The sequence below is a fragment of the Saccharopolyspora sp. MMCC62 genome (assembly GCF_057736575.1).
Map to the genome: position 1 here is coordinate 255,720 of NZ_JBYKCM010000003.1, position 16,300 is coordinate 272,019.

Genomic DNA, 16,300 nt, shown 5'->3' on the forward strand with positions numbered 1-16,300 from the left:
CGGATTCTCACCCCAATGGGTGATACGCTGAGTGTTGATTCGGCCCTGCTTCAACTTTTCGAGTCATGGGAGGTTCGTGTGGGCGATCTCCCTCCTGCCGTGGTGAATGCGGTATCGCGCGGCGGTGCTGCGCGGATTCGAGAAGGGGTGTCGCCACCAGCGGCGATGACGGTGCGTGACATCTCGTGGGCCGGTCGATGCCTGCGCTTTGCTCCGAATGCTTTTCATGTTCGTCCGATTCAGGTCCCGCCCCTTCCGCGACTCGGAATCGGTGCGGCCGAACCGTTCGGAGCGTGCTGATGGTCGCCGTCCACGAGGCCCCCGGTCGAAGTTCCGCCGTACTGCGAAAGCACGAGCTCGTCGGACGCGATGCGGAGTTGCGCGTGCTCGGCGGACTCGTCGCCGATCTCGCCCGCGGCCGTTCCGGACTGCTCACCATCAGCGGCGCCCCCGGGGCCGGGCGCAGCGCCCTGCTGGAGGCGATGCTCGCGGACGCGCGGGCCGCCGGGCTCAACACCGCCACCGCGCAGAGCTCACCGCTGGAGACCGACGTCCCCTACAGCACCGCCGCCCAGCAGATGGCCCTGCTCTGCCCGCCCGAGCAGCTCACCCGGATCAGCTCCGCGTGGGCCGAGGGTGCCGCCACCAACGCGCCCATCCCGTTCCTGCGCAAGAAGGTCCTGGACGTGGCGGCGCAGCGGCCGCTGCTGCTCGCCGTCGACGACCACCAGTGGATCGACCCGTGGTCGCTGGCCTGGTCCCACGCCGTGGTCCGGCACCTGGACCGGGCGCCCGTCCTCATGGTGCGGACCGTGCGCGACACCGCCCCCGAGACCGACGGCGGCGCCCGCTGGGACGAGACGGTGCCCGTGCCGCCGCAGCGGGTCCGGCTCGGCCCGCTGGCCACCCCGGACGTCGCCGAGCTGCTGTCCCGGTACGGGCCCGCCGACCGGGACTTCGCCGAGGCCGCCACCACCGCGACCGCGGGCAACCCGGCGGTGCTGCGGCTCGTGCTGGAGGAGTTCCGCCGCACCGGGTTCGGCTTCGAATCCCGCCACGTCCCCCGGCTGCGGGCGCACGCCGCCGATGCCGTCGCGCACCTGGTGGCGCGCACGCTGCGCGGACTGCCCGCCGACCGGGTGGAGCTGCTGCGCGCGATCACCTTCTGCGGCGGGGAATTCGACTTCGAACTGGCCTGCGCGCTCGCCGGGCTGCACGGCCACGCGGCGGCCCGGGCGCGCACCGAGCTGCGGCACCTCGGGCTCATCTGCGAGTCCACCGCGGACGGAGTGCCACGGGTCTCCAGCCCCGCCGTGGCCACCGGGGTGCTCGCCGAGATGGAACCGGCCGACCGCGAAGAACTGCACGGCCGCGCCGCCGATATCGGCCACCGCGCCGCCGTCGAACCCTGCGCCGTCGCCGACGTGCTGCTCGACGCCCCGCAGATGCGCCGCCGCTGGGTGGTGGAAACGCTCGTCGAAGCCGCCGAGCAGCACCGCAAGGAAGGCAGGCACGAGCGGGCCGCCGAACTGCTGCACCGCGCCCTGCGCGAACCCGTGCCCGGCGACTGCAGGCAACGACTGCTGACCCGGCTCGCCGCGATCGAAGTGGTGCACGCCCCCGCCGCCAGCGACGGCAGGCTGCGCCAAGTGCTCACCGACGCGGTCGGCACCGGTGACATCGCACTGCTCGTCCGGGCCGCCGACCTGCTGATCTCCCGCGGTGACGCGGAATCCACCCGCCGCGAGCTGGCCGCTGTCTGCGCCCGGGTGCGCAGCACGGCGCTGGACGCGCTCGGCCTGCTGTCCGACGAACTCTGCGCGCCCTCCCCGGAACCGCCGGCCGTCCGGTTGCCGTCGCCGCCGGAGGAGGCCGCCGATCCGGCGCAGGCGGGCGTGCTGGCCTGGCGCTACGCCCGGCTCGGCCGCCGCCCGGACCTGGTGCGCACCCTCGCCCGGGAGGCGCTCGCCGATCGCGACCAGGATCTGCCGCTGGTCACCCGGATCTCGGCCTGCCACGCGCTGGCCTGCCGGGACGACGCCGCCGAAGCCGCGGGCGGGCTCACCGCGGTGATCTTCGACGCGGAGCGCCGCGGGTCGCGCGCGGCCGCCGCGTACGCGCTGGTGCAGCGAGCGGTGCTCGCCGCCAAGGACGACCGCTGCCCCGCCGCGGGCGCCGACCTGGCCGCGGCGGTGCGGACGCTGCCGCTGCACTGCTGGCATCCGGCGCTGCTGCCGCACTACCTGGCCGCGCGGATCGGCGCGCTGCTGCGGCTGGAGGACGTCGACGGCGCCGAGCAGGTCGCCGCGACCGAGCTGCCGATGGGCGCGGAACGCGGCATGGGCTTCGCCTACCTGCTGCACGCCCGCGGTGAACTGCGCCTGGCGACGGGAGATCCGGCGACCGCGCTCGGCTACTTCCAGGAGTGCGGCCGGATGCTGCGCGCCAAGGAATGGCTGAACCCGGCGGTGCTGTCCTGGCGGATGCCGGCCGCCATCGCACAAGGCCGCCTCGGGGATGCCCGGGCCGCGACCCGGCTGATCGGCGAGGAGCTCGAACTGGCCGAGCGCTGGGGGATGCCCGGGCTGCTGGAACCGGTGCACCGCAAGGCGTTGTCCGCGCTCGCGCTGGCCGGTTCGGGTCCGGCCGGGCCCGGCGCCGCAGGCATCCCGCGGATGGGGGCGGTGCTGCCCGCCGCGCTGTCGGTGCCGGAGCGGCGGGCCGCGAGCCTCGCCGCCCGCGGACTGTCCAACAAGGACATCGCGCAGGAATTGGGAGTCACGGTGCGGACCGTGGAACTCCGGCTCACCAAGTCCTACCGCAAGCTCGGCATCGACGGCCGCGCGCAACTGCCCGCCGACCTGGCCGAGTGAGGCCCGCCGGATGCTCGTCGAACGCGAGTGGGAACTCGCCGTGCTGGAGTCCGCCGTCCGCCAGGTCGGCCGCGGGACCGGATCGCTCGTGCTCATCAGCGGGGTACCGGGCAGCGGCCGCAGCGCACTGCTGAGCCGGCTTCGGGCGCTGGCCGCCGCGAGCGGTGCCCGGGTGCTCGGCGCGGGCGGGGCGGCCAGCGAGCGCTCGTTCCGGTTCGGGCTGGTGCGGCGGCTGCTGGACGACCTCACCGCTCCGGCCGACGGCAGGCCGCCCGCCGAGGCGCTGCCGCCCGCGGACGAGGCGGGACCGGATGATCCGGGCGCGGTGCCGGTCGGCGTGCTGCACGCCCTGCACGCGCTGCTGGTGGGGGCGAGCGCGCGGTGCCCGCTGGTGCTGGCCGTGGACGACCTCCGCTGGGCCGACGAGGCCTCGCTGCGCTGCCTCGCCTACCTCATCGGGCGGGTGCGGGGGATGCGGGTGCTGGTCGCGGTGGTGCTGGACCCGGATTCCGGGCGGGACCGCGGCGCGCTCGTCCGCGAGATCACCGCGGCCGCCGGGCACCGGGTGCGCCCCGGCCGGTTGTCGGTGGCGGGCACCGCCGAGCTGGTCCGGGAGCGGATGTGCGCCGAACCCGGGGCGGACGCCGACCCGGACGGGTTCGCCGCGGTGTGCCACGAGCTGACCGGCGGGCACCCGGGCGACCTGGTGAGCCTGCTGGACCAGGCCGTCGCGCAGGAGCTGCGGCCCGTGCCCGCGTCGGTGCCGATGTTGCGCGCACTGGCCGAGGGCGATCGCAGGCGGCGGTTGGTGCGGGCCCTGTCCGGCGCGGAGTTCGCCGCCGACGTCGCCCGCGCCGTCGTCGTCCTCGGCGAGCACGCGGACCCGACGCTGGTGCGACGGCTGTCCGGGCTGACGCCGAGCCGCTACGAGCGGGCGCTGCGCGCGCTGGAACCGTGGTTCCAGGTCCGCCCGGACCGGATCGAGGTGGCGGTGCCCGGCGAACGCGGCGACCTCGCCGCGGAACTGCTGGTGGACGACGTGATCGCCGCGGTCGAGGAGTCCACCGCCGAGCAGGACAGCACCCGGCTGCACCTGCGGGCGGCGGCCCTGCTGCACGGCCACGGCTATCCGCCGGAACCGGTGGGCGACCAGCTGCTGCTGGTGAACTCGACGCTGTCCAGCTGGGGCGTGCAGCGGCTGCGGGAAGCCGCGCACGCGGTCCAGCCGCGCTCCCCGGAGGTCGCGGCCGGCTACCTGCGGCGCGCCCTGCTGGACCTGGAGTCCGGCGGCATGGGCCGGGCGCGGCTGCTCGCCGAACTCGGCTCGGTGGAGCTGGCCTTCGACCTGCCCGCCGCGGTGCGCCACATCGGCCAGTCGGTGCCGCAGCTGCGCGAGTCGCGCGACCGCGCCCGCGTGCTGGGGCGGCTGCCGCTGACCGTGACCGGCGCGGACCCGCAGGTCGCCGAGCTGATCCGCATCGTCGCCGTCGAGCACGGCCCGCCGGACGACCAGGACGGCACCGACCGGGAACTGGCGCTGCGCCTGGAGGCGCGGACCCGCTACCTGGCGTTGGAGGACCCGTCCGCGCACGCCGAGGTGCCGGGCCGGATGGCCGAGCTCGACGCCCGCAGGCACGCGCCCGGGCCCGCCGAGCGGGAACTGCGGGTGGTGCTGCTGGCCTCGATGGCGCTGACCGGATCACCGCGGGCGTCCGAAGTGGCGGCGATGGCGCGGGAACTGCTGGCGCAGGAACCGGCGAACGTCACCTCGGAGACGCACTCGGTGCTGCGCTACCTGCCGTCGATCCTGCTGGCCGCGGGCGCCGCGGAAGGGCTGGACTCGTGGCTGGCGCTGGCCGCCGACCACGCCCGCAGGCAGCGCGCCACCGCGGCGGAGGCGCTGGTCGCCGCCCAGCACAGCCTGGTGCACCTGGACTGCGGCCAGCTCGGGCAGGCCCGGCGCAGCGCGCTGACCGCTCTGGACCTGGTGGACCCGGACACGCCGGAATCGATGGCCGCGCCGGTGTTCGCGATGGGCGCGGTGGCCCGGAGGCTGCGGGACCGGGAGCTGGGGGAGCGGGTGCTGCTGCTGCCGCACTCCCCGGACGATCTGCAGGTGGTGGCGCTGCGGCGGCTGGTGCAGAGCAGCCTCGCGCTGGAGGACGGCGATCCGGTGACGGCACTGACGCACCTGCTGGACTGCGGCAGGCGCCTGGAGCAGGCCGGCTGGTTCGGCCCGGCGGCCTGCTCGTGGCGGCCCACGGCGGCGCTGCTGCGGCACCGGCTGGGCGACGTCCGCGGCGCCGTGGAACTCGCCGAGGAGGAGCACCAGCGCGCCCGCGACTGGGGTGCGCCGACCCCGCTGGGCCGGGCGCTGCGGGTGCGGGCGGTGGTGACCGGCGGTGGCCGCCGGGTGGAGCTGCTGCGCGAGGCCGTGCAGGTGCTGCGGTCGGCGGCGGACCGGCTCGAGCTGGCGGGCGCGCTGGCGGCGCTCGGCGAAGCGCTGCGCGACCGGGACCGGGCGGAGTCGGAACTGGTGCTCGCCGAGAGCGCCCGGCTCGCCGCCCGCAGCGGCGCCCCGGCGACCGCGACCGCCGCGGGCGGTGCGGGCGCACTGCGCGGGAACAACGCCCCGGAATCGGGAGCGGCGTTGACGCGCGCCGAAGAAGCGGTCGCCGAATCGGCGGCGCTGGGCCGCACGAATCAGGAGATCGCGGACGAGCTCCGGGTGAGCAGGAGAGCCGTCGAAAAGCACCTCACCGCCGCCTACCGGAAATTGGGGATCGACGGCAGAGCGGCTCTCGCGGATTCCATTCTGCCGCGCGGCACGGGTGGCTGAACCCGATCGGACTCGGCCCGGGCCCGACCTGAGTTCGCTCTGGGTGATCACGGCGGTCACCCATGGTCGCGGACCGCGACCTGCGGAAGCGCGGAATGTAGTGGGGGATTCACGCGATGTTGGTTCGTGTCCGTCCCTGTGGCGGCCGTTGGGGGTTCGGGCCGTACCCGAACCCACCCCCGCGATGTGGTTCGGTGCGGTCGTGCGGGTGCATCGTGCCTGGTGGGGACGCACCGAACCGAATTGGGCCGAACCGAACCGAACCAGCGGGCGGCTTGACCGCAGGCTTAAGGACGGCCTTGCCCCGCTGTTGACTTGCTTGGTTTTGAATCCATAGCCTTGTGGTGCAGTTGAATTCCGGTAACAGCTCCTTCCGATGACGGATCTGCGTTTCTCGTGAGCCAGAGAGGAATGGTCGATTTCGATGACATCCAGCGGCACCATGCGAGCGCGGCCCACGCCTGCCGGAGCGGTCGAAGAATCCGGTGAAGATTATCGGGACATCTACAGATCGCTGTTCGAACAATCCGGCATGTGCATGGCGAACCTCGATTCGAGCATGCGGGTGCTGGAGGCGAACAAGTACTTCTTCAAGCAGTTCGGGCGGGGCGCCGCCGACGTGCGGGGACGCAGCTTCTACGACTTCCTGCACCCCAGCGTGCGCGGGAAGTTCCAGTACCAGTTCGCGCGCCTCACCGAGGGCCGCAACCCGCGGTTCGTGGAGCACGCGGTCGCCGTCGGCGCGAAGGATGCGCTGTTCGGCGGGGAGCTGACCGGCATCGCGGTGCCCGGCCGCTCCGGTCGGGTGGAAGGCGTCATGGTCGTGCTGCAGCCGGACGAGGGGCAGCGGGCCGCGATGGTCGGCGGCAAGGAGAAGCTGCTCAGCGAAGTCGACGCCCGCATCCTCGAAGGCGTCGCGGCCGGGGAGTCCACCGTGCAGCTGGCCGCGAAGCTCTACCTCAGCCGGGGCGGCGTCGAGTACCACGTGACGACGCTGCTGCGGAAGCTCAAGGTCACCAACCGTCCCGCCCTGGTCTCGAAGGGCTACTCGATGGGCATCCTCGGCGTGGGCCAGTGGCCGCCGCGAGTGCTGCCCGAGTACGTGAAGTGAGCGGCGGCCCTCCGCCGGGGTGATCACCCGGTGGCGGTCCTCGCCCGTTCCGGCCGATCGGCCCGCGCGGCGGAGATCTTCCGGGAAAACCTTGAATTCGCCGTGCGATGGTTGCCAGCGGGGCAACCCCCGTGCAAGATCGATTTTCCTCCGGTGCCCGGCTCCGAGCGGAGCCGCCGCCCCGGTGACCGCCAGGACCAGGGGAGGGCTGTGCGCGTGATCGTCACCGTCACGGCGAACCCCAGCCTCGACCGCACCGTGCAGGTGCGCAAGCTGGTGCGCGGCGGCCTGAACCGCGCCTCCTCGATCCGGGTCGACCCGGGCGGCAAGGGCATCAACGTGGCCCGCGCGCTCGCCCTGCACGGCGCCGACGTCCGCGCGGTCGTCGCGGCGGGCGGCATCGAAGGCCAGCAGCTCGTGGCGCTCCTGTCCGGCCTGAGCATCGACGTGGTGCGGGTTCCCGCGGTGGGCCCGGTCCGCATCAACATGAGCGTCGTCGAACCCGACGCCACCGTCACCAAGTTCAACGAGCCCGGCGCGCTGCTCGACGCGGGCGACGCCCGCGCCCTGTGCGAAGCGGTGCTGCGCAACGCAGACGGCGCGAACTGGGTCGTGATCGCGGGCAGCCTGCCGCCGGGCGTGAGCAGCGCCTACTACGCGAGCCTGATCCGGATGATCGGCTCGCTGGGCGTGCCGGTGGTGGTGGACACGAGCGGGCCTGCGCTGCGCGAGGCGGTGCAGGCCCGGCCGGCGTTGGTGAAGCCCAATCTCCGGGAACTGGAGGAGACGGTAGGTCACTCGATTACAACGATCGGTGGCGTCGCGGAAGCCGCCGACGAGCTGCTCGAGCTCGGTGCGGACACCGTGCTGGCCAGCCTCGGAGCCGACGGAGCCCTGTTGCGCGGGCACGATGGCTGCGGCTACGCCGAGGCGCCGGTGACGGCGCAGAACGCCGTCGGCGCGGGCGACGCTTTACTCGCCGGATATCTTTCCGAAGGCTGCGGAGGTCTGCCCGCCCTGGTCACCGCGGTGGCCTGGGGCGCGGCAGCGGCCTCGCTGCCGGGTAGCGCCATGCCACAACCGCACGACCTGCGCCCGGACCTGGTGCGCGTCGAGTCCCGGGTGCCCTGGGACCGGCGGCTGCACCGGGATCCCTGACGCGGGGAGGCGGTCGGCGAGGCAGAGGGACAACGGCGTCGGCGAGGTACGGAGTGACAACCATGTCAGGGACGGCCACGGAGGATTCGAGAGCTCAGGCGCAGCGCGCCCGCGTCGTGGTGCAGCGGTTCGGCGGGCAGCTGGCCGGCATGGTCATGCCCAACATCGGCGCGTTCATCGCCTGGGGCCTGATCAGCGCGTTGTTCATCCCGGAGGGCTGGTGGCCCAACGCCCAGCTGGCGCAGCTGAAAGAACCGATGATCACGCTGCTGCTGCCGGTGCTGATCGGCTACACCGGCGGCAGGCAGGTGCACGGGCAGCGGGGCGCGGTCGTCGGCGCGGTCGCCACCATCGGCATCGCGATCGGGGCCGAGGTGCCGATGTTCCTGGGCGCGATGATCGTGGGCCCGTTCGCGGGCTGGGTGCTGAGACGCTTCGACCGCTCGGTGGGCAAACGGGTACCACCGGCGTTCAAGATGCTGGTGGACAACTTCGCGGCCGGCATCATCGGCGGGATCTTCGCGGTGGCCGGGTTGCTGGCCATCGGACCGGCCATCGAGAGCGTGACCATCGCCCTCGGGCACGGCGTGCAGGCGCTGCTGGACCTGCACCTGCTCCCGCTGGTGGCGATCATCGTGGAACCGGCGAAGGTGCTGTTCCTCAACAACGCCGTGAACCACGGGGTGCTCGGGCCGCTGGGCGTGTCCGAGGCGCTGGACCACGGCAAGGCCATCGAGTTCCTGGTCGAGCCGAACCCGGGGCCGGGCTTCGGGGTGCTGCTGGCGATCAGCGTGTTCGGCCCGCCCGCGATGCGCGCGACCGCGCCCGGTGCGCTGGTCATCCAGTTCCTCGGCGGCATCCACGAGATCTACTTCCCGTACGTGCTGGCGGCGCCGCGGCTGCTGCTGGCCACGATCTCCGGCAGCGCGGCGGGGCTGTTCGTCTTCAGCATCACCGGTGCGGGCCTGGTCGCGACGCCGTCGCCGGGCAGCGTGGTCGCGCTGCTGGCGGTGACCCCGAAGGGCGGGTACTTCGGCGTGGTCGCCGGGATCGCCGCGTCGGCGGTGGTGGCGTTCGTGGTCGCCTCGCTGGTGCTGAAGCTGTGGCGACGACCCGACGAGGTCGCGACCGGTGGAGCGGTCCGATGAGCCGGGGGTCGGCTGCCTCCCGCTGGTGGCGCGCGATCGGGTTCGCCCAGCGCCGGGTGCTCGGGTCGCACGACGAACTTCGGGAGGAACCGGTGCCGCCGAGCGAGGTGGAGAGCGCGCGGCAGGTCGGAGAGGAGCGCTCGATGGGCACGATCAACGGGTCGGCGGTGCGCAAGGTCGTCATCGCCTGCGACGCGGGCATGGGCAGCAGCGCCATGGTCGCCGCTCAGCTGGCGGGCAGGCTCAAGCCCTACGACGTGAAGGTCTCGCACGCCTCGGTCACCGAGATCCCGGCGGACGCGGATCTGGTGCTGTGCCAGGAAACGCTGCTGGAGCGGGCGCGCCGGGAGGACACCGGTTCCGCGGTGATCCTCGGGTTCCGCAGCTTCCTCGGCGACCCGGTGTTCGACGAGGTGGAGCAGGCGATCCGGGAAGGTGAACCCCTTGGTGGTTGAGGCGGGCCCGCCCAGACCGCTGGCGGTGCGGCTCGGCCGCGCCGCCGCGGGGTTCGCGGACGCCATCGACCAGTGTGGCCGCCTGCTGGTGGAGACCGGCGCGGTCGAGGAGCCCTACATCGCCGCCATGCACGAGCGGGAGCGGGCGCTGACCACCCACCTCGGCGAGGGCGTCGCGATCCCGCACGGCACCACCGAGTCCCGCCGCTTCGTGCGGCGCAGCGCGCTGGTGGTGGTGCAGTTCCCCGACGGGGTGCGGTGGAGCGACGGCGGTGCGGTGAGCCTGTGCGTGGCGATCGCCGCCGGTGCGCGGCGCGCCGACGGCTCGCCGGATGCGGCGGGCGCGCAGCACCTGGGCGTGCTGTCGGTCCTGGCCACGGTCCTGATGGATCCGGCGCGCGCGCGGGAGCTGCGCGAAGCACCGGACGAGGCGACGGTCGATCGGCTGTTGCGGTCCGTTGAGGAGGACAGGTGAAGGTCGCACGTTTCTACGCGCCAGGTGACATCCGCATCGAGCAAGCCCCGGAACCGGAACCAGGTCCGGGCGAGTTGAAGCTGCGGGTCCGCAACTGCTCCACCTGCGGAACCGACCTGAAGATCATGCGGCACGGGCACCACCACATCGACCCGCCACGGGTCATCGGCCACGAGATCGCCGGGGAGGTGGTGGGGATCGGCGACGGCGCCCGCGGTTTCGCCGAAGGCGACCGGGTACAGGTGATCGCGGCGATCCCCTGCGGCGAGTGCGGTTACTGCAAGCGCGGCAGGCAGACGGTGTGCCCGAACCAGCGCTCGATGGGCTACCACTTCGACGGTGGATTCGCCGAGTTCCTCACCGTCCCGGAGCAGGTGCTGCGGGTGGACGGCGTGAACCGGCTGCCCGGCGAGGTCGACTTCGCGGCCGCCTCCGTCGCCGAACCGCTCGCCTGCGTCCTCAACGGCCAGGAACTCGCCGGAGTCGGTCCGGGCGACGTGGTGGTGGTCGTCGGGTCCGGGCCGATCGGCTGCCTGCACACCCGGCTGGCGCGGGCGCGCGGCGCGGCCGCGGTGTATCTGGTGGAGCTCAACGCCGCCCGGCTGGAGCAGGCGGCGGAGCTGGTGCGCCCGGACGCCGCGATCCTCGCCTCCGCCACCGATCCGGTCGCCGAGGTGCTGCGGCTCACCGGGGGCGTCGGAGCCGACGTGGTGATCACCGCGGCCGCGTCCGGCGAAGCGCAGGAACAGGCGCTGCGGATGGCCGCGCGCGGCGGCCGGATCAGTTTTTTCGGTGGTTTGCCCAAGGATTCGCCGATCATCGACTGCGATTCGAACGCGGTGCACTACCGTGAGTTGACCATCGTCGGTGCCAACGGCTCCACCCCGGAGCACAACCGGCGGGCGCTGCGGCTGATCGCCTCCGGCGAGGTTCCGGTGCACGACCTGATCACCCACCGGTTGCCGCTGGACGGAGTGCTGGAAGCGATCCGCACGGTCAGCACGGGCACCGCGATCAAGGTGACCATCGAGCAGTGACGGTGCCGGGTCCCGCAGCGCTGCGCGGACCCGGGGCGAAGTGGAGGAATGCCGCGTGGTGCTGCGGGAACGGGAGAACGAGACCGAGCTGCTGAGCGCCGCGCTGGACCGGGCGAGCGGGGGGCGCGGCGCTCTGCTCGCGTTCTCCGGCCCGTTCGGCATCGGCCGCTCCGCGATGCTGGCGGCGGCCGCCGCCTCGGCCAGGAGCCGGGGCGCCCGGGTGCTGCGGGCGCTGGCGACCACCGCGGAGCGCGACATCCCGTTCGGCGTGCTGAGCCAGTTCTCCTGCTGCGCCACCGATTCCGAGACCGGACCCGACTTCGGCACGATGCGCGGCGGGCTGCTCGCCGCGCCCGGTCCGGTTTTGCTGGCGGTGGACGACCTGCAGCGCGCCGACGTGGAATCGCTGCGCTGGCTGGACCGGTTGTGCGCCGCCGTCGCCGATTCCGGGGTGCTGGTGGTCGTCGCGCACCGGGAGGGCGAGCAGGCCGCCGATCCGGAGACGTTCCAGCGGTTGCTGGGGCGGGCGGCGCAGCGCCGCGAGCTCCGGCCGCTCAGCGAGGACGGGGTGGCCGCCGTGGTGCGCGACGTGTTCGGCGTGCCGGGGGAGGCGCGGTTCGCCGCCGCCTGCCACCGCATGTCGCACGGCAGGCCGTTCCTGCTCAACGCGATCGCGCACGGATTGCGCGACAGCGGACGGCATCCCGACGAGTCCACTGTGGATTCCGTCCGGTCGCTGCGGCCCTCGGTGGTCGCCGAACGGGCCGGGGCGGTGCTGCGCCCGCAGCCCGAACCGGTGCTGGCCGCGGCGCGCGCGGTGGCGCTGCTGGACGCGGCTGAACCGGAGCAGCTCGCCGACCTGGCCGGGCTCGCACCCGCCGAGTGCACCGGGGCGCTCGCCGCGCTCACCTCGCTCGGCGTCCTCGTCGAACCGGACCGGCCCCGCTTCGCGCACCCGGTGATCCGCGAAGTCGTGGAGAACACCCTGGAACCGGCGGAACTCGCCGAATGGCACCGCCGCGCGGCCCGGCTGCTGCAGCAGGGCGACCGGCCCGCCGAAGCGGTCGCCGAACACCTGCTGGCCTCCGACGCCACCCAGGGCGAGTGGACCACCGGCGTGCTGCACGCCGCGGGCCGGCGCGCCCTGGACCGCGGCGACGTCGCCACCGCCATCCGGTGCCTGCGCCGCGCCCTGCTCGCCTGCCCCACCGCGGGCGCCGAGCGGTCCGTGCTGCTCGCCGACCTGGCCGAAGCGGAGCGCTCCGGCGCGCCCGTCGCCTCGATGCGGCACCTGTCGCAGGCGCTGCCCAAGTTCGACTCGGACCGGCGGCGGGCCGCGGCGCTCGCCGAGGTGCCGCTGATGCTGCTGCCGGTGGCACCGCTGTCGCTGGTCGCCGAGCTGGAGGACTTCCGGGCGCGCGACGAGCTGGAACCCGCGGTGCTGCGGGCCATCGACACCCGCATCCGCCTCGCGCGGCTCTGCGACGCGGCCTGGTGCGCCGACACCCGCGCCCTGTTCGACGCGCTGGTCCCCGGCGAGCGGGTCGAACCCGAGCGGATCTCGGTGCTGCTGTACTCGGCGGCGCTCACCGGCGGCGACGTCGAATCGGTGCTGCCGTGGGCGAAGCTGGCCGTGGCCGGGGAACACGGGCCGGAGGCCGCGCTCGGTTCGGTGTCGCTGGCGGCGCGGACCCTGGCGGCCTGCGACGAGGTGCGGGACGCGGAGCAGTGGCTGGCCGCGGTGACCGCCTCGCTCGGCGCGCGCGGCGACCGGACCGCGGAACGCCTCATCGTCGACGCGGAACGCGCGGTCACCCTCGTCCGCGCCTGCCGCTACCCGGACGCGGTGGCGCTGGCGGAGAGCGTGCTGCGCCGGTGCGAACTCGGGTTGATCCCGGTGGTGGAGCGCTGCTTCGAGGCGCTGTCGATCGCCGTGCTCGACTCGGCGGACACCGGTGCGGCGGCGCGGGCGCTGGAGCGCTACCGGGAGTGGGACCACGCGGTGCTGCCGTGGGTGCGGGAGCTGCGCGACGCGGCCCTCGCCGTCAGCGAGCGGGACACCGTCCGCGCCCTCGAACACCTGCTGGAGTGCGGGCGGGAACGGGACCGGCTCGGCTGGGCCAACCCGTGCCTGCTGCCGTGGCGCGGCTGGGCGGCGCTGCTGTACCACCGGGTGCAGCGCCCGGACCCCGCCGCCCGGCTGATCGCCGACGAGTACCGGCGGGCGGTGGCCTGGGGCGCGTCCAGCGGAGTCGGCCGCGCGCTGCGGGTGTGGGGCGCGATCACCGACGGCGACCCGGGCGTGGACCTGCTCCGCCGGGCGGTGGAGGCGCTGGACGGGCGCGGACCGGCGGGCACCCTGGAACTGGCCAAGGCGCACCTGATGCTGGGGCGCAGGCTGCTCGGCACCGATCGGGCCGAGGCCGCGGCCCGGCTGAACGAGGGCGACGAACTCGCCGCCGCCTGCGGGGTGCCGCGGTTGCGCGCGGCGGAGGAGATCGCCGCCGAAGGCGGTGGGGCGCAGGCGGAATTGACCCGCGCCGAACTGCGCATCGCCCGGCTGGTGGCGGGCGGGCTCGGCAACCAGCAGGTCGCCACCGAACTCGGGGTCAGCTCGCGGGCCGTCGAGAAGCACCTCACCAAGGTCTACCGCAAGCTCGGCGTCACCGGCAGAGCAGGACTGACAGACCTCGCCGACTCCCTGGACCCGGCCTGACCTCATTTCTCTCTGCTCCTCTGGCGAGTCGAGGCGGGTGGCGGAACCTCAGCGGCGCCCTCGCTGCGGGATCGTTTTCACAGGTGGCTCCGCCACATGAGAAAACGCTGTCCTCGCGAGGACACCGCTGAGAACCCGCTGCGGTGCCGGTGGATCGAGTGGTCGTCAGCTCAGCGGCTTCGCCGCTGACAGGAGAACGGCGCGGACTCGGGCGAGAACATGGATCTGTGGTCCGGCGAGTGGCGGGTTCGTCCGAGCGCGGTGTCCGGGCGGGTCACTCGCCTGGCTGGATTCACAGGGTGAGTTCGTCGGCGAGTTCGGCGTTGACGCGGGTGGCGTGTTCGACGAGGTAGAAGTGGCCGCCGCGGAAGCTGCGGAGGCGGAACGCGCCGGAGGTGTGCTCCTTCCAGCGCAGCGATTCATCCACAGTGGACTTCGGATCGGCATCGCCGATGAGCACCGAGATCGGGCAGGACACCACCACGTCCGGCCGCGCCGGGTAGGTCTCCACCGCCCGGTAGTCGTTGCGGATCGCGGGCAGCGACATGCGCACCACGTCCTCGTCGTCCAGCGCGGACTCCGCCCCGTTCAACCCGCGCACGTCCGCCAGCAGGCCCTCGTCGTCCAGCAGGTGCACCCGCTCGTCCCGCACCGTGCCCGGGGCGCGCCGACCCGAGACGACCAGCGAGCGCGGCGGCCGGCCCGCGCCGCGCTCCAGCCGGTGCGCCACCTCGAAGCCGAGCAGCGCGCCCATGCTGTGCCCGAAGAACACCGTCGGCAGCTCCGGTTCGGCCGCCAGCACCGCGGTGATCGCCTCCGCGTACTCGTCGATGCTGCCGGGCAGCGGTTCGCGGTGCCGGTCCTGCCTGCCCGGGTATTGCAGCACGACGACGTCGGCGCCGGGGGAGTGCGCGGCCGAGACCGGCCGGTAGAAGCTGGCCGAGCCGCCCGCGTGCGGGAAGCACACCAGGCGGACCGCCGCCTCCGGTGCGGGGTGGTAGCGGCGCAGCCACTTGCCGGGGTCGAGATCGGTCACGACTTCTCCTCCGAGCGCTGGATTTCCGCGGCGGGCGTCGCCCGCACCGCCCAGTACAGCACCTGGTGGCGCGGGGAACCCCTAGTCCGCATCCCGGTCCGGCAGCGAGATCTCGTCGAATCCCTAGGGTGTACCGCTTTCCTTTGACACCGCGGATGAGCGGCTGCCAGCGTCGGAGCCGGCCCGATCCGGGGGCTCCCGGCAGGTGCCGTCCCGACCTGTGCCGGTGCCCGGTGCGCCACCGCGCGCGTTCCCGCCGCCGTCCACGCGGTCGGCACGGGTGCTGTCGGCATCGTGTGGTGGAAGGGGAAGCACATGTCCAGGCGAGCGCTGATCACCGGGATCACCGGGCAGGACGGTTCCTACCTGGCCGAGCACCTGCTCGCGCAGGGCTACCAGGTGTGGGGCCTGATCAGGGGGCAGGCGAACCCGCGCAAGTCCCGGCTGAGCAGGCTGGCCGCCGATCTGTCCTTCGTGGACGGTGACCTGATGGACCAGGGCAGCCTGGTCTCGGCGGTGGACCTGGTGCAGCCGCACGAGGTCTACAACCTGGGCGCCATCTCGTTCGTGCCGATGTCCTGGCAGCAGGCGGAACTCGTCACCGAGGTGAACGGGATGGGCGTGCTGCGGATGCTGGAGGCGATCCGCATCGTCAGCGGCCTGCACGGTTCCGGCGGTTCCGGCGGGGAGCGCATCCGGTTCTACCAGGCGTCGTCCTCCGAGATGTTCGGCAAGGTCGCCGAGACGCCGCAGAGCGAGCACACCACCTTCCACCCGCGCAGCCCGTACGGCGTCGCCAAGACCTACGGGCACTACATCACGCAGAACTACCGCGAGTCCTACGGCGTGTGGGGCGTGTCCGGCATCCTGTTCAACCACGAATCTCCGCGCCGCGGCGCCGAATTCGTCACCCGCAAGATCTCGCTGGCCGTCGCGCAGATCAAGCTCGGCCTGCAGGACAAGCTCTACCTCGGCAACCTGGACGCGGTGCGGGACTGGGGTTTCGCCGGGGACTACGTGCGCGCGATGCACCTGATGCTGCAGCAGGACGAGCCGTCCGACTACGTGGTCGGCACCGGCCGGATGCACTCGGTGCGGGACGCGGTGCGCATCGCGTTCGACGCGGCGGGCCTGCACTGGGAGGACCACGTCGAGATCGACCCGACGCTGGTGCGCCCCGCCGAGGTCGAGACGCTGTGCGCCGATTCCGGGCGGGCACGCCGGGAACTGGGCTGGGAACCGAGCGTCGACTTCACCGAGCTGATGACGATGATGGTGGAAGCCGACCTCCGGCAGGCCTCCCGCGAACGCGACTACGCCGAGGTGCTCTCCGCGTCCAGCTGGTGACGCTCTCCGGGCGGACGGTGGCCGTTCGCCCTTCCAGGACTGGGGAATTCCCGGGCAGGGCCTGACGAGACTGGGCTCCGTCCGGTCGACGCAGGCGGGGTGGAG

The 16,300-nt window shown here is 73.5% G+C and carries 11 protein-coding genes; 10 read left to right on the forward strand and 1 reads right to left on the reverse strand.

All coding sequences use genetic code 11. The features are described from left to right. Nucleotides 1-299: 299 nt before the first annotated feature. The 9 genes from AC29IT_RS08755 to AC29IT_RS08795 all read left to right on the forward strand — a co-directional run bounded on the left by AC29IT_RS08755 (nt 300) and on the right by AC29IT_RS08795 (nt 13,812). Nucleotides 300-2,873 (forward strand): AAA family ATPase, encoded by a 2,574-nt coding sequence (locus AC29IT_RS08755; protein ID WP_488218574.1) that lies wholly within the window; start codon nt 300-302, stop codon nt 2,871-2,873. A 10-nt stretch (nt 2,874-2,883) separates the two neighbouring features. Then, entirely contained in the window at nt 2,884-5,712 is a 2,829-nt protein-coding gene (locus tag AC29IT_RS08760; protein ID WP_488218367.1) for an AAA family ATPase, read from the forward strand. A gap of 424 nt (nt 5,713-6,136) precedes the next feature. Beyond that, nucleotides 6,137-6,823 carry a PAS domain-containing protein gene (locus AC29IT_RS08765; protein ID WP_358443503.1) on the forward strand — a complete coding sequence of 229 codons (687 nt, stop codon included), beginning with the start codon at nt 6,137-6,139 and terminating at the stop codon, nt 6,821-6,823. Between the two features lie 216 nt (nt 6,824-7,039). Next, nucleotides 7,040-7,981 (forward strand): 1-phosphofructokinase family hexose kinase, encoded by a 942-nt coding sequence (locus AC29IT_RS08770; protein WP_358443500.1) that lies wholly within the window; start codon nt 7,040-7,042, stop codon nt 7,979-7,981. A 62-nt stretch (nt 7,982-8,043) separates the two neighbouring features. Beyond that, nucleotides 8,044-9,129: a PTS transporter subunit EIIC gene (locus AC29IT_RS08775; RefSeq protein ID WP_488218368.1), complete on the forward strand. Its 1,086-nt coding sequence runs from the start codon at nt 8,044-8,046 to the stop codon at nt 9,127-9,129. After that, nucleotides 9,126-9,584 carry a PTS sugar transporter subunit IIBC family protein gene (locus tag AC29IT_RS08780; protein ID WP_358443494.1) on the forward strand — a complete coding sequence of 153 codons (459 nt, stop codon included), beginning with the start codon at nt 9,126-9,128 and terminating at the stop codon, nt 9,582-9,584. Before AC29IT_RS08775 ends, AC29IT_RS08780 begins: the two co-directional genes overlap by 4 nt. Next, the gene (locus AC29IT_RS08785) at nt 9,577-10,059 is read left to right on the forward strand and encodes a PTS mannitol transporter subunit IIA (RefSeq protein ID WP_488218575.1); all 483 of its coding nucleotides are present in this window, start codon (nt 9,577-9,579) and stop codon (nt 10,057-10,059) included. The genes AC29IT_RS08780 and AC29IT_RS08785 overlap by 8 nt, the downstream gene beginning before the upstream one ends. After that, nucleotides 10,056-11,096, forward strand: a complete 1,041-nt coding sequence (locus tag AC29IT_RS08790) for a zinc-dependent dehydrogenase (RefSeq protein WP_488218369.1) — start codon at nt 10,056-10,058, stop codon at nt 11,094-11,096. The genes AC29IT_RS08785 and AC29IT_RS08790 overlap by 4 nt, the downstream gene beginning before the upstream one ends. 55 nt (nt 11,097-11,151) lie before the next feature. Next, nucleotides 11,152-13,812: a LuxR C-terminal-related transcriptional regulator gene (locus AC29IT_RS08795; protein ID WP_488218370.1), complete on the forward strand. Its 2,661-nt coding sequence runs from the start codon at nt 11,152-11,154 to the stop codon at nt 13,810-13,812. A gap of 292 nt (nt 13,813-14,104) precedes the next feature. On the opposite strand, the gene AC29IT_RS08800 is transcribed toward AC29IT_RS08795, so the two are convergent. Further along, nucleotides 14,105-14,848, reverse strand: a complete 744-nt coding sequence (locus AC29IT_RS08800; protein WP_488218371.1) for a thioesterase II family protein — start codon at nt 14,846-14,848, stop codon at nt 14,105-14,107. 315 nt (nt 14,849-15,163) lie between these two features. On the opposite strand from AC29IT_RS08800, the gene AC29IT_RS08805 reads away from it, so the two are divergent. Continuing rightward, nucleotides 15,164-16,195: a GDP-mannose 4,6-dehydratase gene (locus AC29IT_RS08805; RefSeq protein ID WP_358443484.1), complete on the forward strand. Its 1,032-nt coding sequence runs from the start codon at nt 15,164-15,166 to the stop codon at nt 16,193-16,195. The last annotated feature ends 105 nt before the right edge of the window (nt 16,196-16,300 follow it).